Annotated in this window: 18 protein-coding genes; 13 read left to right on the top strand and 5 right to left on the bottom strand. The window is 58.5% G+C overall.

Annotation, left to right across the window (positions count from 1 at the left end; all coding sequences use genetic code 11):
- The first annotated feature begins 114 nt into the window (after positions 1–114).
- Together V1280_RS18085 and V1280_RS18080 are read left to right on the top strand one after the other, a co-directional pair.
- On the top strand, positions 115–999 hold the full coding sequence (locus V1280_RS18085) for a LysR family transcriptional regulator (RefSeq protein WP_334526694.1): 885 nt from the start codon (positions 115–117) through the stop codon (positions 997–999).
- Positions 1,000–1,220: 221 nt separating this feature from the next.
- Positions 1,221–2,048, top strand: coding sequence for a hydroxypyruvate isomerase family protein (locus V1280_RS18080; RefSeq protein ID WP_334526692.1), 828 nt, complete (start codon positions 1,221–1,223; stop codon positions 2,046–2,048).
- A 50-nt stretch (positions 2,049–2,098) separates the two neighbouring features.
- Here V1280_RS18080 and V1280_RS18075 read toward each other — a convergent pair whose 3' ends face one another.
- A complete protein-coding gene (locus V1280_RS18075) occupies positions 2,099–3,403 on the bottom strand; it encodes an adenylate/guanylate cyclase domain-containing protein (RefSeq protein WP_334526690.1) in 1,305 nt (434 codons plus the stop codon).
- Positions 3,404–3,947: 544 nt separating this feature from the next.
- On the opposite strand from V1280_RS18075, the gene V1280_RS18070 reads away from it, so the two are divergent.
- The 11 genes from V1280_RS18070 (at position 3,948) to V1280_RS18020 (ending at position 15,887) form a co-directional block, all read left to right on the top strand.
- Positions 3,948–5,075 carry an acyl-CoA dehydrogenase family protein gene (locus tag V1280_RS18070; RefSeq protein ID WP_334526685.1) on the top strand — a complete coding sequence of 376 codons (1,128 nt, stop codon included), beginning with the start codon at positions 3,948–3,950 and terminating at the stop codon, positions 5,073–5,075.
- Positions 5,076–5,132: 57 nt separating this feature from the next.
- Positions 5,133–5,351: a hypothetical protein gene (locus V1280_RS18065; RefSeq protein ID WP_334526682.1), complete on the top strand. Its 219-nt coding sequence runs from the start codon at positions 5,133–5,135 to the stop codon at positions 5,349–5,351.
- A gap of 125 nt (positions 5,352–5,476) precedes the next feature.
- Positions 5,477–6,124, top strand: a complete 648-nt coding sequence (locus tag V1280_RS18060; protein WP_334526679.1) for a GntR family transcriptional regulator — start codon at positions 5,477–5,479, stop codon at positions 6,122–6,124.
- A gap of 106 nt (positions 6,125–6,230) precedes the next feature.
- Positions 6,231–7,223, top strand: a complete 993-nt coding sequence (gene trxB / locus V1280_RS18055; RefSeq protein WP_334526676.1) for a thioredoxin-disulfide reductase — start codon at positions 6,231–6,233, stop codon at positions 7,221–7,223.
- Positions 7,224–7,287: 64 nt separating this feature from the next.
- Positions 7,288–8,646, top strand: a complete 1,359-nt coding sequence (gene dctA, locus V1280_RS18050) for a C4-dicarboxylate transporter DctA (RefSeq protein ID WP_334526673.1) — start codon at positions 7,288–7,290, stop codon at positions 8,644–8,646.
- An 87-nt stretch (positions 8,647–8,733) separates the two neighbouring features.
- Positions 8,734–10,185: a thioredoxin family protein gene (locus tag V1280_RS18045; RefSeq protein ID WP_334526671.1), complete on the top strand. Its 1,452-nt coding sequence runs from the start codon at positions 8,734–8,736 to the stop codon at positions 10,183–10,185.
- Positions 10,186–10,193: 8 nt separating this feature from the next.
- Entirely contained in the window at positions 10,194–10,736 is a 543-nt protein-coding gene (locus V1280_RS18040; RefSeq protein WP_334526668.1) for a UGSC family (seleno)protein, read from the top strand.
- A 263-nt stretch (positions 10,737–10,999) separates the two neighbouring features.
- Entirely contained in the window at positions 11,000–11,710 is a 711-nt protein-coding gene (locus tag V1280_RS18035; protein WP_334526665.1) for an SDR family NAD(P)-dependent oxidoreductase, read from the top strand.
- Positions 11,711–12,016: 306 nt separating this feature from the next.
- Positions 12,017–13,282, top strand: a complete 1,266-nt coding sequence (locus V1280_RS18030) for a CaiB/BaiF CoA transferase family protein (protein WP_334526663.1) — start codon at positions 12,017–12,019, stop codon at positions 13,280–13,282.
- On the top strand, positions 13,279–14,163 hold the full coding sequence (locus V1280_RS18025; protein ID WP_334526660.1) for an enoyl-CoA hydratase: 885 nt from the start codon (positions 13,279–13,281) through the stop codon (positions 14,161–14,163). Before V1280_RS18030 ends, V1280_RS18025 begins: the two co-directional genes overlap by 4 nt.
- 98 nt (positions 14,164–14,261) lie before the next feature.
- Entirely contained in the window at positions 14,262–15,887 is a 1,626-nt protein-coding gene (locus V1280_RS18020) for a GMC family oxidoreductase (protein ID WP_334526657.1), read from the top strand.
- 172 nt (positions 15,888–16,059) lie between these two features.
- Here the strand turns inward: V1280_RS18020 and V1280_RS18015 are convergent, their stop codons facing one another.
- From V1280_RS18015 to V1280_RS18000, 4 genes are all read right to left on the bottom strand, one after another.
- Positions 16,060–16,434 (bottom strand): nuclear transport factor 2 family protein, encoded by a 375-nt coding sequence (locus V1280_RS18015; RefSeq protein WP_334526654.1) that lies wholly within the window; start codon positions 16,432–16,434, stop codon positions 16,060–16,062.
- Positions 16,435–16,735: 301 nt separating this feature from the next.
- Positions 16,736–18,202 carry a MocR-like pyridoxine biosynthesis transcription factor PdxR gene (pdxR, locus tag V1280_RS18010; protein WP_334526651.1) on the bottom strand — a complete coding sequence of 489 codons (1,467 nt, stop codon included), beginning with the start codon at positions 18,200–18,202 and terminating at the stop codon, positions 16,736–16,738.
- Positions 18,203–18,349: 147 nt separating this feature from the next.
- Positions 18,350–19,729 carry an FAD-dependent oxidoreductase gene (locus tag V1280_RS18005; protein WP_334526649.1) on the bottom strand — a complete coding sequence of 460 codons (1,380 nt, stop codon included), beginning with the start codon at positions 19,727–19,729 and terminating at the stop codon, positions 18,350–18,352.
- Between the two features lie 19 nt (positions 19,730–19,748).
- Positions 19,749–19,967: a 4Fe-4S binding protein gene (locus tag V1280_RS18000; protein ID WP_334526646.1), complete on the bottom strand. Its 219-nt coding sequence runs from the start codon at positions 19,965–19,967 to the stop codon at positions 19,749–19,751.
- Positions 19,968–20,023: the final 56 nt, after the last annotated feature.

Genomic DNA, 20,023 nt, shown 5'->3' with positions numbered 1-20,023 from the left:
TTTCGGTGTGACCGAAGGCGTCGCCCTGCTTGTTTCCACAGATTCGATATGGAATGCTGAGATCTACACATCATCGAGAATTGCTCTTGGTGCGCCTCGCGAGAATTGAACCCGATGGATTGGGACCGCATCCGCATATTCCTGGAGGTCGCCCGCACGGGTCAAATTCTCGGTGCCGCCCGGCGCCTGGGTGTGAACCACGCGACCGTGGCACGGCAACTCACCGCGCTTGAGCAGGAACTTAAAACCCGGTTGGTCGAACGGCGTACAACTGGCTGTGTCCTGACAAGCGCAGGCGAGGCCCTCGTTGCCGCGGCGGAGCGTGCCGAATCCGAATTCCTTCAGGTCGGCACCCAGCTTCGCGGCTCGTCGGACGCCATCTCAGGTACGGTCCGTGTCGGTGCTCCAGATGGATTGGGTAACTACTTTCTTGCCAGCCAGCTCGGTGCGCTTGCCGCGCAGCACCCCGACCTGCTCATTCAGCTTGTTCCGCTGCCGCGGACATTCTCACTGTCGAGGCGGGAGGCTGACATTGCGATCACCTTGGACCGTCCGAAGCAGGGGCGACTGATTTTCAAAAAGCTTACGGACTACACGCTCAGTGTTTACAGTGCACAGAGCTATCTGAAGCGCTTGGGACCAATCCGAAAGCAAGCCGATCTCGCCGGCCATCTTTTCGTGACGCATGTCGAGGATTTTGCCTACAGCCGAGCGCTCGACTACGCGTCTTCGCTCGGAAAAGTCATGACCAGGCACTACGAATGCGGGAGCGTCGTGGCACAGATGGAGGCGGTGAGGGGCGGTCACGGCGTGGGCATACTACACGACTACGCCGCGCGACGGTTTCCAGAGCTCAAGCGGCTACTACCGGAGATCAGCTTTGTACGGAGCTATTGGCTGATTTCTCATCCCGACACTCATCATACGCGCAGAGTGTCGGAGGTTCACGCCCACATCGTGGCAAGCGTGCGCTCAGCCCGCCGGGAATTCACGCATTGAACAGGTTACCTCCCCACATTTTGTGATTCCGCACTGTTTCGCTTTTCGGGACAGAAGTTTCCCACCCGAACGACCGATCGAATTCACCTGCATCTCTTCCGCCAATAACAGTTTCAGTTACTCCGTAGCTCAATGTTTTCACTAGCCACCGCAACTGTCATACTGTTCGATGGTGCCGGATCCAGAATGCAGCGTACCAACTCCAGTTTGAGAGAATTGCCATGCCGCGTTTCGCTGCCAATCTCCACTATCTCTTCAACGAGGTACCGTTCCTCGACCGGTTTGCCGCTGCTGCCCGCGTCGGGTTCCGAGGTGTGGAATTTCAGGTACCCTATCAATGGCCTGCTGCTGAACTTGCGTCCCTGCTTAGCGAACATCGGTTGGAGCTCGCTCTAATCGATACTCCTCAGGGAAACTGGGATGCCGGCGAACGCGGTCTGGCTGCATTGCCGGGCCGGGAAGACGAATTTCGCGCCGGGGTCGAGCTCGCTGCCGATTATGCGCAGGCGATGCTATGCGGTGCGGTCCATCTTATTGCTGGCATTGTGCCACCTGAGACGGATCCCGAAGCTGCGAAAGCGACGTACCTGAAAAATCTGGCGCACGGTGCGCGGGTTCTCGGGAAGCGAGGTATCGCCGCTGTTATCGAACCAATAAATGCGCTGCAAGGGGATATCGATGGCGGAGAGACGTACACGACTTATGGCATGCGCGGATTCTATTTGACGCGCACCGAACAAGCTCTACGAGCGATCGAGGCGGTAGGCGATCACAACCTTCATCTCCATCTTGACGTCTACCACATGCAGCTCACGGAAGGACACCTCGCCGATACGATTACCCGGAACATCCGGCGCATCAAGCACCTCCAAATCGCAGGCGTACCCGGACGTAACGAACCGAGCCGGGGTGAAATCAACTATCCGTACCTGTTCGATCTGATCGACAGGCTGGAATTCAGCGGTTGGGTAGGGTGTGAGTATCGTCCATTCGGCGAGACCGTGGCAGGCCTCGGCTGGGCGGCGGCTTACGGTATCGGACGTCGGTAGCCTCGCCGGATCATGACGCTCCATTTCGGTGCGGCAGCGGTTTCTGCTCTTTACGCACTGGCTGCAAAGAGATCCCATCGGCCGGGCAGGCCTTTGAACTCATACGCGCCTCGTTGGTCGAACCTCAGTCCTGCTCCCGCTACAAGATCCGAGACCACGCGGGACACGAGGACTTCGTCCGGCGCGGAATTGGCCATGACGCGGGACGCTGCGTGAACGGCGATGCCACCGATGTCGCGGCCTCTGACCTCGATTTCTCCCGTGTGCAGGCCCGAACGCAGGGGCAAACCAATCTGCCTAGCTGCGGCCGAAAACGCCAGCGCACAGCGTACGGCACGGCCAGGTCCGTCGAAGGTAGCGAGAATGCCGTCGCCGGTGCTCTTGATCAGGTTGCCGCGGTGTCTTTCGATCATCAGGCGCGCGAGCCGATCATGTTCGTCCAATAGCCGATGCCAGCTCTGATCGCCCATCTCGGCGGCGCGGCGGGTTGAATCGACGATGTCCGTGAACATTACGGTCGCCAGGATGCGCTCCAGGTCGGCCGATTCAGTCTCGCGATGGCCGATGATGAATTCCTCTATGTCTCCGAGCAACGTCTCGACGTCACCTGACCAGAAGGCATGATCGCCGCCGGGATATTCTGTATATGCCGCACCGGGAATATGGGCCGCGAAATCGCGTCCCTTCTGGACCGGAACCAGTGCATCGTTCGTCCGATGCAGCACGAGTGTTGGAGTACGCACGGTTGGCAGGATATCGACGACGTCGATCTGCAAGTTCAATAGCTGGAGGGCTTTCATTGCCCCTGGGCTGGCTGACAGGCGCTCGAACTTGGCAAATTTCGCAACCGCTTCAGGATCGGACGCCCTGCTGGCCATTACCTCTTTCATCAGTGCCCCGGTTCCCCAATACTTCATCTGCTCCTGAACGACCAGCTGTGGGTCAGCGTCGGGGAAAAGCTCGGTATAGCGGACAAACGCTCCAAACAGAACGAGGTGTGAAACGCGCTCCGGATAGGATGCCGCAAATACGGCACTCATTGCACAACCTTCAGAAAATCCCAGCAGGGCAGCGCGCTGTGCGCCAACGGAGTCCAGAACGGCGCGAACGTCATCCATGCGCTCATCGAGCGTGGGAGCGCCCGATATTTTGTCCGAAAGCCCCTGGCCACGCTTGTCGAACGTGATGACGCGCGCAAATCTTGAAAGACGCTGCAAGAACGCCGTGTATCCCGGCATTTCATGCATGAATTCGACATGCGAAACGATTCCAGGAATCGCGATGATGTTTATAGGGCCGTCTCCCATGGTCTGGTACGCGACGCTTACGTCCCCGCTCATCGCGTAACGCGTCATGGGTAATTCCAAATAGCTCATCGGGATAGGCGTCTCCGCGCGCATGTTTTCAACGGCTGCATCGTAACACCGCCAGAATCGTCGCGCGAGTTCTGTTCAGATCATTCGCGCGCTTGTGAGCGCGAAAGTGCTCGTAATCTCAAACGAAGACACGCGACGGACGATAACACAACGGAGCCGATCGGCCTTGACGTTTGTCAGTTTTGGATCGCGCGCCCGTCGCGGTCAAGCAAACGGACGATGTCGGCTCTCTACCTATCTCATATAGAGATATGGCTATCTCAAAAATGCGCTTGATGGCTACGCCGGTGACTGCCTAGCCTGAACAGGGCCGGTCGCAAATTGTGCGAGAACGCGAAGGCTGCCCTCGATATGGCGGGATCTAATAGGTACCCGATGGGAGTTTGAACGCACCGGCAAATGCCGCACCCGGCATGCGCGACCACCAGGCTGCCTGCGTAGTGCGGCTGAATGCCGTTCAAAAACCTCAAGCGTCAACCCGACCAGCGGACGTGATCCGGCCGCAGCTTCCAACGGAAGATTGATGAACATAACAACGATCGCGGAGGAGTTCGCTCGGACGAAGATATTGCCGAGAGCCGCTGGCTGGGAGAAGTCGCGCGCTATGGCGACGGCCGAGCTCCGGGAAGCGATCAATGCGGGAATTGGATCAATTAGAATCGGTGCCGAGTATGGCGGTCTGGGTCTCGATTATTTGTCCACGGGAGGCGTCCTGCGAGTCCTGGCCTCCGCAGATTTCCCGTTCGCGTTCAGCTTGGCGGTCCACAGCGCGGTTGCCGGTTCGATTGCGGAGCACGGATCGCCAACTCAGATCGCTCGATATCTTCGCTCTGTACAGTCCGGAGAGTTGATCCTGTCCGTGTGCATAACCGAACCCTCTGCAGGCTCTGATGCCGCCGCCATGCGAACGACAGCGACGCCTGACAAAGGTGGCTGGCGCATAAGTGGATCCAAGGCATGGATTACCAATGCCATGTCAGCCGATCTATTTCTTGTGTACGCCCAGACCGATTTGGAAGTCGGGCCGGCAGGCATTGCGTCGTTTCTCATCGAGCGGGATTGTCCCGGCTTTTCCGTCACAGCCGCGTATGATCTTATCGGATGCCATTCCATGGGTCTTGCCGGCGTCGAACTCGCCGGCTGCTACGTTCCCGATGAAGCACTGTTTGCTCGGCCTGACGAGGGGTTCAAGCGGGCAATGAGCGGCATTGATGTGGCGCGCACGCTGGTCAGCGCCATGTGTTGCGGCATGATGGAAGCAAGTCTCGCATTCGCAATAAAGGCAACGGCCGAGCGTTCAGCGTTCGGTTCAAGGACGATCGACTTTCAAGGGGTGCAATGGATGCTGGCCGACGTCGCCACAGACCTTTCGGCGTCGGAACTGCTCTTCAAAGCTGCTGCAACGAGGCTCGATCGAGGGGAGCGAGCGACGATCGAGGCTGCGCACGCCAAGAAGTTTGCAACAAAAGTAGCGTTGAACGCGGTCGTTCAGTGCATGCAACTCGCTGGTGCGCGTGGGCTCTTGGCCGAAACCCCCATCTCACGTCATCTCGCTGGCGCCAAGGCCGCTCAGTATCTGGATGGGACAACAGAGATACAGAATGTTGTCATCGCGAGGTCTCTTCAGTCGCGTGTAGATCAGGCTTTGTAGGGTTTAACGGAGTGGCTGCGTCAAGTGGCGCAGAGGCCAGTCATGGGGGGTGGGTGCGTGGCTCTTTCGCTTAATATCATCGCGGAGTTGCCGCGTCGTCTTCACGAGGTGGTGGACAATCAGGCGGCCAGTGCGTCAAAGCAGCCAGCAGTCATTGACCATACGAACGCGTTGTCATTTGGGGAGCTAAAGGGAGCGTCGATAGCAATGGCTTATGCCATCGGTCAGCCGACCAACGTGGACGTCAACGAAATCCTCATCCGGCCGACGGCGTAACCCCCTAGCGTCTTACGTGGCCCGAGGGTTTGGATGACCTCGTTGTGAAATTTGAGGCCAAGCCGCTCCAGTAAACGACGCGCCCGTTCATTGCTCTCGATCCGAGAATCTGGTATGCCAGATTTATGGACCAAACTGTAGATCTGAGCGCGCAAGCGGAGAAGACGATCCGCGAAGGTATCATCCGTGGGGCATTCGGGTTCGGCGAAAAGCTATCCGATCGCGTGCTCGCGTCGTCTCTGGGGATTAGCCGAACGCCGGTGCGGGAAGCTCTTGCCAGTCTCGCGCGGGAAGGACTGGTGGTGATCCGCCCCCAGAGTGGGACGTTCGTTATGGTCTTGGACGAGGAGTCCGTGCGTGCCTTGTGTGAGATGCGCACGATTCTTGAGCTAGGCGCCCTTCGCATTCTTACGGATCATCCCGAGCGGCTCGCCAGTGCGGTTTCGAAACAGATTGCTCGTGGTGCCTTGGCGGTTGAAGCGAAGGACGTCGAAGAGGCCGAGCGAATGGACTCGGCATTCCACCAAGCGTTTGTGCACGCAGCGGAAAACCCTCTTCTCACCCAAGCATATCAAATCATCACGCATAAGCTCGATGCCATTCGCCATCGGTTACCTCCCGACCTTGAGCGGATGCGCAGAGCGGTGGAGCAGCATCGGCGGATAGTCGATTTGACGGTAACGGGCCGCATCGCTGAGGCGAATGAAGAGCTCACCTCGCACTTGAAGATCGTCCAGCAACTTGCCATGCGCATCGTCGGTCCGCTGAAGTGATGGCAAACCGAGGCCCTCGCAATCGAGGCGCCTGAATCTGGAATACCAGTTGACACGGTACATCGTATTTATCACAAACTGGAATTCCAGTTTGTGAGGTATTCGCGTGGCCAGATTCGAAACGAAGGTCTTGATCATCGGTGCGGGGCCTGCCGGCTATACGGCCGCGATTTACGCGGCTCGGGCAAATCTCAAGCCGGTGCTGGTCACAGGGATACAGCCAGGCGGACAGCTGACCACGACAACGGGCGTTGAGAATTTTCCCGGGTTTGCCGAGGCAGTCCAAGGGCCGGAGCTCATGGATCAAATGCGGCAGCAGGCCGAGCATGTGGGCACCGGCATCATCTACGACACCATCACTTCGGTCGACCTTTCGCAGGATCCAATCGTCGCCCAAGGCGACTCCGGCGATGTTTATCTGGCGGACACTCTGATCATCGCGACGGGCGCCCAGGCAAAATGGCTCGGGCGTCCCGGCGAAGCCGACTATTCGGGCTACGGCATCTCGGCTTGTGCCGTTTGCGATGGATTCTTCTATCGCGGCAAAGAGGTCGTCGTCATAGGAGGCGGCAATACGGCCGTCGAAGAGGCCCTCTATCTGACCAATCACGCTTCCAAGGTAACGCTGGTTCATCGGCGCGACAGCCTGCGCGCCGAGCCGATCATGCAGGATCGTCTCTTCGCCCACTCGAAGATTGACGTGATGTGGAATACCGAGATCGTCGCTTTCCTCGGAAAAGATCAGCCATCACCCCGCCTGACCGGACTCCGGCTGCACGACAGAACAACGGGAACTGAATCTGTGATCGCCGTCGACGGCGCGTTCGTGGCCATCGGTCATGACCCAGCGACGGCGCTCTTTCGAGGCCAGTTGGACATGACTGATGACGGCTACATCAAGATTTCTCAGTGGTCGACGGCGACGTCGCGCAAGAACGTTTGGTCGGCGGGTGATGTGAGCGACGACCGTTACAAGCAGGCCGTCGTCGCAGCTGGCATGGGCTGCATGGCGGCGCTCGAAGCAGAAAAATATCTAGCCGATCGCGCGTCACCCGCCGCGAACCGACCGCCCGTCGGAATCCCCCAGCTCGTGGCCTAGCCAGGAGGCGCTTTCCTTCATCGTTAATCGGCATTCCGTGCAAGCCCCCCAAGAGAAAGCTCAGATGACGACATTGCTCCGAAGGCTCTCGAAGAATCTCACCGTGCAGGTCCTGCTGGCACTCTTGTTGGGCGCGACCCTGGGTGTGCTTTGGCCCGCTGTCGGGACCTCGATGCAGATGTTGAGTGACATCTTCATCAAGTTAATCAAGATGGTCATTCCGCCAATCGCGTTTCTCACAATCGTTGTCGGCATTGCGGAAGTGCGTGACTTGCGTCGGTTGGGGCGCGTAGGCGGACAAGCGCTCATCTACTTTGAGGTAGTTTCGACGATTGCTCTGGTCGTCGGCATGATCGTTATGAACGTCCTGAGGCCGGGCGCCGGCTTCGACAGGGCTGCCATCGGTAGCCAGGCCGTCGACGTATCTAAATATAAAGCGGCTCCCGTCGGGTCTTATTTTTTCGACTTCCTGTCTGGCATCGTTCCCGACAATGCGGTGGCGGCTTTTGCGAAGGGCGATCTGCTCCAAATCGTTTTCTTCGGAGTGTTGTTTGGCTGTGCGGCCGTCCTGGTCGGTGATCGAGCGAGGCCCTTTGTTTTGGTGGCCCAGTCCGCGAACGATATTCTGTTCAATATCGTCGGGATGATCATGCGGCTCGCGCCAATCGGCGCATTTGGAGCCATGGCGTTTACCGTTGGCCGCTACGGCCTCGGATCAATCCTCGTTCTAGGCCATATGCTGGTTGCCGTCTACGCGACCTGCATCATCTTCATGTTCGTCGTGCTCGGCGCGGTCGCCCGATTGAATGGCTTCAGCTTCGTTCGCTTTCTGCGTTACATGGCCGACGAGGCCCTCATCGTCCTCGGGACCTGCTCCTCAGAAAGCGTGCTGCCGCGGCTAATGGACAAGCTCACACAGTTGGGATGTTCACGATCGAGCGTCGGACTCGTCCTTCCGATCGGTTACTCGTTCAATGCCGATGGCACTGCGATCTATCTTTCGATGGCTGCTCTTTTTATTGCGCAGGCTTATGGGATCGAAATGACCGTATTGCAACAGATCGGACTTCTGTTGCTGCTTCTCATCACCTCCAAGGGCTCCGGCTCGGTCGCAGGATCGGGGTTTGTGGTTCTGGCGGCGACACTCTCTGCCACGCATGTGTTGCCCGTGGAGGGGCTCGCGTTGCTGATTGGCATCGATCGCTTCATGTCGGAAGCCAGATCCGTGACGAACATCATCGGAAATGGTGTCGCGACCGTCGTTGTTTCAAAAATGAGCGCAGAATTCGATCCGGTGCAGGCCGATTCTGCTTATGCGCAGCGGTTTGGGGCGGGGGTGAAATTCAACCTCAAACCCTTTGTGACTTCTGCCGACCAAGAGGTGGTCCCGGCGGCGTCAATGATATCGCCGCAGCCGGACTAAAAAATATCGTCGACTTTGTAATTGACCAAGGGCGGTGATCTTGCGGCAATCGCGAGTAGACACCCCCGATCTAAGAGTAGGGAGACCATGACCGTGGATATCAGCGAGCGACAGCAGGATGGTGTTTTGATCTTCGCCAAACGCGAATGCGAGACCTGCCAAATGGTCGAACCGGTATTTGGGCAGATTGCCGACAACCTACCGACGGTCATCTATACGCAGGACGATCCGACCTTTCCGTCGTGCGTTGCAGCAACTGACGATACATCGCTCGAATCGTCTTTCTCGTTCGATATCGAAGCCGTTCCGACACTCGTCCGCATGAAAGATGGCAAGGAGATCGCGCGAACCTACGGTTGGAACCGTCATGATTGGGAGACGCTTACGGGTCTCAAAGCTCTCGGAGAGGGCTTGCCGGACATGCGGCCCGGGTGCGGCTCGAAATCACGGGAGCCGGGCGTTCACGACGCCTTGCGCGCGAAGTACGGCAAGCTTGACTACAAGTCGCGGCAGATCCGGCTCGGTGAGTGGGATGACGACATCGAAGCTTGCTTCGATCGCGGTTTCAGCGACGGGCTGCCGGTAGTTCCTCCGACCGACGTTCGCATTTTGCGCATGCTTGAAGGGACGACACGTAAGCCCGACGAGATCATCGGCGACGTTCCCCCGAATCTCTCACCCATCACTGTCGAGAAGGTCGCAATCAACGCGGTGATGGCCGGCTGCCGGCCCGAATATATGCCGGTCGTTCTGACCGCACTCGAGGCAGCGTTGGATCCGCTCTTCACGATGCACGGTCTGCTGTGCACGACATGCTTTTCGGGGCCCATTGTCGTTGTAAATGGACCGATCGCTCGCGAGATCGGCATGAACTCCGGCATCAATTGTCTTGGCCAGGGTAACCGCGCCAACGCAACCATCGGCCGGGCGCTTCAACTGATCATTCGCAACGTTGGGGGCGGCCGCCCGGGAGAGCTCGACCGTGCAGTGCTGGGAGGACCTGGCAAATATACATTCTGCTTCGCAGAGGATGAGTCCGATCCAACATGGATGCCGCTCTCGGTCGCGCGTGGGATCGGACGTGATAAGAATGCGGTCACGCTCTTTCAGGGTGACGGCATTCAAGGGTTCCTAGACCAGCGATCCCGAACTCCCGAAGAACTCACGAAATCGCTGGCCATGTCCTTGCTCGCGGTCGGACATCCCAAGCTGTGCGAATTCACAAACGCCATGCTGGTTCTGGTGCCCGAGCACTATGCGATCTTCCGCGAAGCTGGATGGGACCGCGGACGCATCACTGAGGAGCTTCACAGGGCAATGATACGCCCCGGAAAGGATGTGATCCAAGGCGCTCATGGTGTCGGCGAAGGCATCGACCGAAGGCGGGTCGACGAAATGGTCAACAAGTTCTGGCCCGAAGGCCTCCTGATCGTCCAGGCTGGCGGACAGGCGGGCTTATTCTCAGCGATCTGCGCCGGCTGGACCGGTGGCCGTTTCCGGCATGAATCAAAGCCAGTCACCAGGGAGATTACCATATGAGATACGGAGTGAGTTTCCGCGACCCCACGGCCGAATCGGCTTCGGCGTTGCGGGATCGTGTAGCGCCGCTCGAGACCATCAGCGGTAAGACAATTGCGCTCATGGATATCGGGAAGATGCGCGGCGACGAGTTCATCGACCGCCTCGAACAGCTTTGCGCCGAACGCGACATCAAGACCCTCAGATACAAGAAGCCCACGAATACCCGGGTCGCCCCTCGTGAAATGATCAAGGACATTGCCGAAAACTGTGATGCGGTCATCATTGCGCTATCGGATTGCGGATCGTGCACGTCATGCTCAACGCATGATTTGAATGATCTCGATAAAAAAGGCCTTGCCGGCGTTAGTGTCCTGACGACCGAATTTCGGCAGGCGTTCGAGTCCCAGAAAGCATCGATCGGTCTGGATGGTGCCGCGGTGTACGTGGCGCATCCGCTTCAGAATAGAACCACGGCAGAGCTCCATCGGTGGGCCGAAGCCGCGGTAGATGAGATTCTGCAGATGATCGCGCGTGATCAGTCCAAGACGAAAATGCGCGAAACGGCCTAAGGGGGGCGCGTGTAGTGTACTGAAAGACTGCCATTTCCGAACTCGGCTCCTGGCTGAGTTCGGCGGGCGGCCACTTGCTCGTTGAACGAAAAACGGCGGCCTCGGTGGCTTCTCGTGTGGCTATCATTGTTCCAGTTTCTGGAACAGAACCTGCCGGATGACGGCCATTCGGCGTGTGCCCAACTCGCACTAGGTTTGTGGGATCAGACGTGGACCGTCTGGCGGGTGGTACTGACGTCGCCCGCTGATGAGGTGAGGCAGGCATGGGAACTGAGCAGAAAGTGGTTGTCATCACCGGCGCATCGCAGGGTTTCGGCGCCGGGCTCGTGAAGGCGTATAGCGATCGCAATTACCGCGTGATTGCGAACTCACGCTCTATCAAGCCCAGCACGGATCCAGACATCTTGACGATCGCGGGCGACGTCGCGGATCCCAAGACGGCTGATCGCATCGTCGAGGAAGGCCTGGCACGTTTCGGACGTATCGACACCCTCATCAACAATGCGGGGATCTTCATCGCCAAGCCGCTGATCAATTATACAGAGGAAGATTATGCTTCGGTCGTAGCGATCAATCTTGGAGGCTTCTTCCGGATCACCAAACGCGTCGCGGTCGAAATGTTGAAGCAAGAGTCCGGCCATATCGTGCAGATTACGACCAGCCTTGTCGATCATGCCAACAGCAACGTCCCCTCGGTCCTGGCCTCATTAACCAAGGGGGGACTAAACGCAGCCACGAAATCCCTGGCGATCGAGTACGCAAAAAAGGGAGTCCGGGTTAACGCCGTTGCTCCCGGTGTGATGAAGACACCGATGCATGCCCCCGAAAAGCATGAGTTCCTTGCGAAACAGCATCCGGTCGGGCGAATGGGAGAAATCAAGGACATCGTCGACGCGGTCCTTTTCCTCGAGAACGCTCCCTTCGTCACCGGCGAGATACTGCACGTAGACGGCGGCCAGAGCGCCGGTCGTTGACCTGTATCGAGTCGCGGCCGGCGCCACTGCTCCGATCCGCTCGCCTCGGCGGCGAGCCGCGCTTCGAGGATTATCGGCGGACTCAGGCCTTTCAATCGGACCGGTACTTCACCAGGCCGGCATCCGGGTTGGATGATCGAGGTCCGCCCGTTTGCCTGAAGAAGCCATCCGTTTGGCGAGGGTTACCGTTGATCGTTTCGCGGCCAGAAGGCTGAGGCCTGAGCCGGCGCGATCGCCAATGGACCGGAATTTTCAGGGCTCGTTCGCAACTGTCGCGCGCCAGCCAATGTCTTGGGAGGAGTTATTATGCAGAGTACGGCTAACCAGGCTCCGAAGAAGGGGCCCCTCGAAGGCATTACGGTCCTCGATTTTTCGCGGGTATTGGCTGGACCTTATTGCACCATGGTCCTGGCTGATCTCGGCGCCCGCGTCATCAAGATCGAGAAGTTTGGCACCGGTGACGATACGCGCGCATTTGGTCCGTTCGTCGACGGAGAGTCGGCCTATTTCATGTGCTTCAATCGGGGCAAGGAGAGCATTGTTCTCGATATCAAGTCACCGCGCGACAGGGAATTGCTTGAGCGACTGCTGGATCGCGCCGATGTGGTCGTCGAGAACTTTCGTCCCGGCGTCATGGATCGGCTCGGCTATGGCGCCGAACGGCTCGCCAAAACGCACCCCCACATCGTCTATGCATCAATTTCGGGATTTGGCCATACCGGTCCGTTCAGTGACCTGCCTGGATACGACATGGTGGTGCAAGCCATGGGCGGCGTGATGAGCTTGACGGGATGGCCTGACGGGCCGCCCTCTCGCGTTGGGACCAGTTTTGGCGATCTCGGTGCCGCCCTGTTCGCGACAGTCGGAATCCTCTCCGCGCTCTTTAAGCGCGTGCAAAACGCTCAGGGAGCGCGTGTAGATATTGGTATGCTTGACTGCCAGGCAGCGCTGATGGAGACGGCACTCGCTCGATATGACGTGGAAGGTAAGATACCTGGCCGCACCGGCGACAGTCATCCTTCACTGGCTCCGTTCGAAAGCTTCGCCGCAAAGGATGGGCGCGTCATCATAGCCGCGGGCAACGACACGCTTTTCATGTTGATGGCAGACGCGCTTGGATCGCCGGCGTTGGCACTCGATTCACGTTTTATGAGCAATGACCTGCGGTGCAGCAACCGCCCTGCCATGATTGCAGCTATCGAGGCGATCACCACGCGCGAGCCTGTTGAGCACTGGGTCGCTAAGCTCAATGAGGCCGGCGTCCCCTGTTCACCGATCAACACGATCGACAAGCTCTTTGATCACCCGCAACTCAAGGCGCGGAACATGATCGTGAAGGTGAGAGGTGAGGGCGCCCGTCCCATCCGTACCGCCGGCAACCCGATCCGTCTAACCGGCTACGCCGAAAACGACGTCGAAACACCCGCCCGTTCGCCGGGCCTTAATCAGCACCGCGAAGCAATTCTGAACGAGCTCATGGCCACACACGGCGCATATGCGAACGCATTGGCTGGTGAGGTCAACTCCGACGAAATCGATGCGTCCGGCTCGCTGCCACGAGCGGCCGAATGACACGGGCATCTCCCAAACGTAGGAAACAGGCCATGAGCAATACTGTCGCCCCCATCCGCAAGGACAGCCCACCCCCCTCCGAACAGCCGGCCGTAACGCCCGAGAGGAACTCGCCGCAGACGATTATCGTGGAACGCCGCGATCGTGTGGGCCTCATTACCCTGAACCGGCCAAAGAGTTTGAACGCCCTGAACGGTCAACTGGCGATCGAGACGTTGGCGGCATTGAAGGCGTTCGATGCCGACGATCGGGTCGGAGCGGTCGTGATCACCGGCAGTGCGCGCGCCTTTGCGGCCGGGGCAGACATAGCGGAAATGGCCGAGAAGCCCTTCACCGACTTCTATATGAATGACTTTCTCGGACCCTGGGATGAGGTCAAATCCATTTCCAAGCCGATCATAGCGGCGGTCGGCGGATTTGCGCTTGGCGGCGGCTGCGAGCTGGCGCTGCTCTGCGATTTCATCATTGCATCGGAAGACGCGCAATTCGGTCAACCGGAGATCAAGCTCGGTATCTTGCCAGGTATCGGAGGGTCACAGCGGCTAACGCGTGCGGTCGGCAAATCACTTGCCATGGATCTCGTTCTGACCGGCCGTACCATTGGAGCCGCCGAGGCGAAGGCTGTCGGTCTCGTTGCGCGTATCGTGCCGAGCAGCGATCTTCTGCAGGTTGCGCTGGAAGCCGCGCATACGATTGCTGGCTACAATGCGCCGGCGGTCAAGATGGCCAAAGAGGCAGTCAATCGAGCGTTCGAAGGACCACTTTCGGAAGGATTGCGACATGAACGCCTTCTGTTTCAGGCCGCGTTTGCGACCGAAGGGCAGAAGGAAGGCATGAACGCCTTCGTCAACAAGCGGGCGCCGGTCTTTCGCCACCGCTGAGCGCTCGCTGCTCCGGGCGGCTGCTGCGGGTCCGCGTTCCAGACACACAGGCCTACTCGCGGCGCACCGCAACGCAACCCCCAACGAAGGAGAAGACGGTGGTTTCCAGCACTGAACTGGATGGCGACTACGACTACATTGTCGTGGGAGCCGGGTCTGCCGGCTGCGTTGTCGCAAACCGATTGTCGACCGACAAAAGGAAGCGGGTTCTGGTCCTGGAAGCCGGCGGCAAGGACAACTGGATCTGGTTTCACATTCCGGTCGGCTATCTGTTCGCTATCGGCAATCCGCGTTCAGACTGGATGTTCGAGACAGAAACCGAAGCGGGGCTGAACGGCCGTTCCCTTAAATACCCCCGCGGCAAGGTGATTGGCGGCTCGTCCGCGATCAATGCCATGATCTCGATGCGCGGACAGGCGTCGGACTATGATCACTGGCGCCAACTCGGTCTCACCGGCTGGGGTTGGGACGATGTCCGTCCGGTGTTCAAACGCCTTGACGATCATTTCCTAGGTGAAACCGAGCACCATGGGGTTGGCGGCGAGTGGCGCGTGGAAAGTCCTGGTGTGAAGTGGGACATCCTCGATAACGTGGCAAAAGCGGCAGTCGAGATGGGTATCCCGGCCACGACCGACTTCAATACCGGCGATAATACCGGTGTCGGCTACTTCCACGTCAATCAGAAGCGCGGCTTTCGCTGGTCATCGGCGCGCGGCTTCCTGAAGCCGGTACTTCATCGCGCCAACCTACGTCTCGAAACAGGCGTTTTGGTCGAGAAAGTGCTGTTCGAGGGCAAGCGTGCCGTGGGGGTTCGATTTCGGCAGCATGGACGTACGATCAATGCTCGCGCGAAAGGTGAGGTCATCCTGTGTGCCGGCTCTGTCGGTTCGCCCCAGATCCTCCAACTGTCAGGCGTGGGGCCGGCTGAGTGGCTCGGCGAACTTGGCATCGGGACCATCGCCGACAGACCTGGTGTTGGCCGCAATCTCCAGGACCACCTGCAGCAGAGAGCGATCTACAGGGTATATGGCGCCAAGACACTCAACGAGACCTATCACTCGCCAATCGGGCGGGCGCTCATGGGCCTCGAATATGCATTGTTTCGCCGTGGTCCGCTTACCATGGCTCCGTCGCAGCTCGGGATCTTTACAACCTCATCGCCCGTCTTCGATCGGGCAAACATCGAATTCCACGTGCAGCCCCTCTCGCTCAATAAGTTTGGGGAACCGTTGCACCGCTTTCCGGCGATCACGGTTGCGGCCTGCAATCTTCGACCGACATCTCGCGGCACCATCCGCTTGCGCTCGGCGGATCCATCAGCGAAGCCTGTCATTGCGCCCAACTATCTTTCGACCGACGAAGATCGCCAGGTGGCGGCCGACGCCATTCGCGTCACGCGTCGCCTGATGAAGCAGCAGGCGCTTCGTCGCTTTCGCCCGGAAGAGTATATCCCAGGGCCGTCAGTCGATGACAGCGGGGCTGCTCTCGCCAAAGCCGCCGGCGACATCGGAACGACCATCTTCCATCCGGTCGGCACTGCGAAAATGGGCTTAGAGCATGATCCGCTGGCCGTTGTGGATCGGCACCTGCGCGTAATCGGTCTAGACGGGTTGCGCGTTATCGATGCATCGGTCATGCCCACGATCACTTCGGGCAACACTAATACGCCGACAATCATGATTGCCGACAAAGGCGCGAACTTTGTTCTCTGGGACGCCGGCTAAATTGGTGCGTTGGCGGTCCTTTGAAAAGGAACCCGGCCGAAGCCGGGCTCAGGCGCCCACGGAAAAAGGTCATACTCCGTGGAGAGGAGCCAAATGACTGCTGCCAAGAGCCCCGGGTCCACGAGATAAACACAATGTCGATCTCGTGGAGGCGTATCGAGCACGTCATAGATCAGCTGTGAAGATGGAAGACCTTGTTCATGATTTGCCACTTTCCATCCGTCTTCAGCAACGTGAACATGTCGGTGAAGCGCGATCCCTTCCAGTTATCGATTTCCAGGCGCACGTTTGCGATCGTGCCGACGATGTCGATTTCCGAAATGCGGGATTGGATTCCGGTGGCGGCACCGTTCGAGTCGTTCCAGTCGAACAACCCTTGAATAGGCCCTGCAAACAAGTTGGGTCCGACATATCCAAAGATCGTAGCGTCCTTGTGGAAGGCGGGTTTCATATCGCTTCCCTTGCCCGACTTGGCGCCGTCCAGATAGTGTTGAACGACCTTCGTGATGGCTTCATAGTCGCCCAAATTCGTAGCGGTGGCACTCATCTTTTGCTCCCTTGAATATCAGCAGCGCCATGGCCGAAGTGGAAAACACTCGCCGGCGCTCCTAACTGCTGGCGCCGTCGCAGTAGGAGCTCGCCCGCAATTTCCACCTATAAGCTAGTGGGACACGAGTGCTCCTCACAGCGCCGGTGCAGGCAAAGCGGATGGTACCGGTTCACGGCGAATGTTGAGCTGTTTGGTACGCTCTCGGAGCGGCGCGCGGTAACACGCTCTCAGTCCTCTTCGCGCAAGCACACCTGGTCGAGGAGCAAGGCGTTATGGCCGGCCTCACTTCCTAGGAGCGTCAAAGCGCTTTGGCGAGCCTCGAAATTCCCTCTTCGATTGCTGCTTCCGAGAGTGCCGCAAATCCCAATAGAAGGTATCTGTCGCAATTTTCGAGGTAATCCGCGTCCCCGATATTCTGGTCGCGCAGTGTGTAGACGCCGATTTGCTGCTTCAACATCAATGCCTGCAATTTGACTGCACTCGGAAAATCCGGAGGTAACTCCCATACTAAGTGGGTGCCACAATGTACCGGGTTTATTTGGACGGATCCGATATGCTTTTGAAGCGCCAAGATTAGACAGTCGCGCCGCGCCATGTAGGTTTTGCGGATTTTTCTCAGATGCTTTTCAAAGGCACCGGTTTCGATAAAGTCGTTCAGCACCGCCTGCTCAAGCCAAGGAACACCCGTGCATGGAAAGCCGTGGTCGAGCAGTGACGCGGCGTGGACGGCAGGATTAACCAGGTGCGGCGGTAGGACCATGTAGCCCACTCTCAGCCCCGGACCAATGGAGGCCGCAAACGAGCCAACATAGACGACCCGCCCGTTGGCATCGAGGCTCTTCAGAGGCGGCGGCGGTGAGCCCTGATACCTGATCTCAGTGTCGAAATCGACTTCGACAATGTGAGAATCCGTTTGATCGGCCCAGCTCAGCAGAATGTCGCGACGGGAGGTCGACAGCATGACGCCCATCGGATACTGACGCGCCGAAGTGACAAAGGCTACGCCGTTCTGGGACTGCGGCAAGTGTCTTACAACGATCCCGCTTTGATCGACCGGAACAGGCGCAATATGCGCGCCATAGGCCCGAAAAAGGTCCGCTGTCGTCCGGCAGCCTGGCGCTTCCATTGCGACTGTCGTACCCGCGCGCACGAACAAGTGGGCGGCGACATTCAACGCCTGCTGAACGCCGGTCACGATGACGATCTGATCCGGATTGCATGAAATGCCGCGCGCAGCGCCAAGATAAGTTGCAAGCGTTTCACGCAAATCCCGAAGTCCCCTGGGCGTACCGGAATACGTCAAATTGAATTTTGACGATTGCATGCGCCAATTTGTTAGGCGGCGCCATACGCTACGCGGAAAGCAGGCCGGATCTGTGCTCTCGAGTGCAAAGTCGCAAACGATTTCACCGGGGGCTACGGATCGCTTTGCATCGTCGGCAACCGGAACGAACAAGTGAACCGGTTTATGGTAGGTGGCATTATGGTTCGTGCCGCTCGCAGCAGACAGAGAGTTGTCGGGAAGCGTCGTCGACACGTATGTTCCAGCGCCCTCCCGAGACTCCAGATAGCCTTCGGATGTCAATGTTTCATAGGCGAGTATGATCGTATTGCGCGAGACTCCGAGTTGCTCGCTGAGGGCACGGGTGCCGGGAAGACGTGCACCAGGTTTCAGGCGACCGGATACGATCAAGCCGTGGATCTGCTTGAAAACCTGGCTTTGCAGTGACGCGGCGGATAGGTCAATTTCAAGAGCTAACGGCATCGGCTGCTCCAATCGTTCGACAGTCGGTACTTAGCGAACATGCCGGTCCGCAACTGCGTCTGTCGCCTGCTCGTTGGGTCAAGGCTCGTGGGCAATTCGGGACGTGGCACTCCCGAGACGCGACGTTCGATGGTTGCCGCAAGAAGCCTACGGCCGGCCGGTGCTTGCTGCAAGCATTTCGGGAATTCTCGTGAATTTCTCCCGCGGCTTGCCAAAGGGCGTGCCGCGAGCCTTCTCGGCCCAATCGATCATTTCCCACTCCTGAAACGATACCGGTCGCATCGCCCGCTGCGCCAAGAGCAAAGCAAAGGCTTCGCGGCCCGGCTTCGGCTGGGGCATGAAGGTCGGCAAATCGGCAAGAAGGGTCGCAACCGTCGCCATACTGTCGGCCCGGTTGGTGCCGATGATGCCGGTTGGTCCACGTTTGATCCACCCGGCGACATAGACAGGGCATTCGCCGGCCGATGCCATTTCTGCGCGGCCATCCTTGTTCGGAATCGTACCGCGTGCATCATCGAAGGGAATTCCTTCCAGGGCGCGACCGCTGTAACCAACACTGCGGATCAGGAGCCCGGCTTTTATGGACAGCGTCTGCCCGGTCCCGACCGCCTCCTGGCGGCCGGCGGCGCCAATGAGTCGGGTTCGCTCAAGTACGAGTTCTTCGAGTTTATGCTCTCCCCGTGCTTCTCTTGGGCTCAGGAAGAAGTGGATCCGGCAGCACTTCGGCTTCTCCCGCTGGCGCGCGGAGAAGCTCCGGAATGTATCGAAATTTCGTGCGCGGGCCGGCTCTCGGACATCGGCCAATTCCGATTTGCACGCGTCGCTCAAGAGCAGGTCGTTGGGGTCTACAAACGGATCGCACTCAGACAGTTGACCGAGCTCGCGCAACTCTTTGGTGGTGAAGCGCGATTGAACTGGTCCTCTGCGGCCAATCAGATGGATTTCGCGAATGCGGCTTTCGGCCAAAGCATCCAACGCATGTGCTGCGATATCTGTCTTTCGCAGTTCGTCCGGCGATTTGGCCAAGATGCGGCAGACGTCGATCGCGACATTACCTTGACCAATGATAATGGCGGCGTCGCCCGACAAATCGAACACAAGATCGCGGTAATCGGGGTGTCCGTTGTACCATCCGACAAAAGAAGTCGCGGCGTGACTTCCCTGAATATCCTCGCCTGGAATACCAAGCTTCCGGTCGGTCGCTGCTCCCGTCGCAAGGATCACGGCGTGGTAACAATCGGCCAGCTCCCGTAGGGTGAAATCCTTGCCAAAGGTGATGTTGCCGATAAATGAGAGGCGGGGATCCCGAGCGATCTCCGCATAGGTGTTGGCGACGTCCTTCAAGCGCGGATGATCAGGTGCGACACCATAACGAACCAAACCATAAGGGACCGGGAGCCGTTCGAAAATATCGACCTCGGTTGTGTGTTCGGACTGCAGCAGCGCCTCGGCCGCGTAGAATCCGCTTGGTCCGCTGCCAATGATTGCTACCCGTAAGGGGTTGTCTGCTGTCCCAATTGCGTTCACGGCGACCGGCCCAATGTGCCTAGCTGGGACCGTAGCCGAGGGCGGCGCGCCGCTCCTCGGCGCCCGCCAAGGGCGTTTGCTTGCTCCGGATCACAGGTGTGCTGCCGGATTTATCAGCGTTGATTTCAATCCACATCTGCTGATCCTGCGAGAGATCCGCACTTTCGCTGATCGCGTGGACCGGGCAGGCCGGAACGCAGGCTGCACAATCGACGCACGCGATGGGATCGATGTACATGCGCTGATCGTCCCCGTGGAAGCACGCTACCGGGCAGACTAGAACGCAATCGGTAA

The organism is Bradyrhizobium sp. AZCC 2230, assembly GCF_036924495.1.
Taxonomy (GTDB): Bacteria; Pseudomonadota; Alphaproteobacteria; order Rhizobiales; family Xanthobacteraceae; genus Bradyrhizobium; species Bradyrhizobium rifense.
This window is presented reverse-complemented; position numbering and strand designations above follow the sequence as displayed.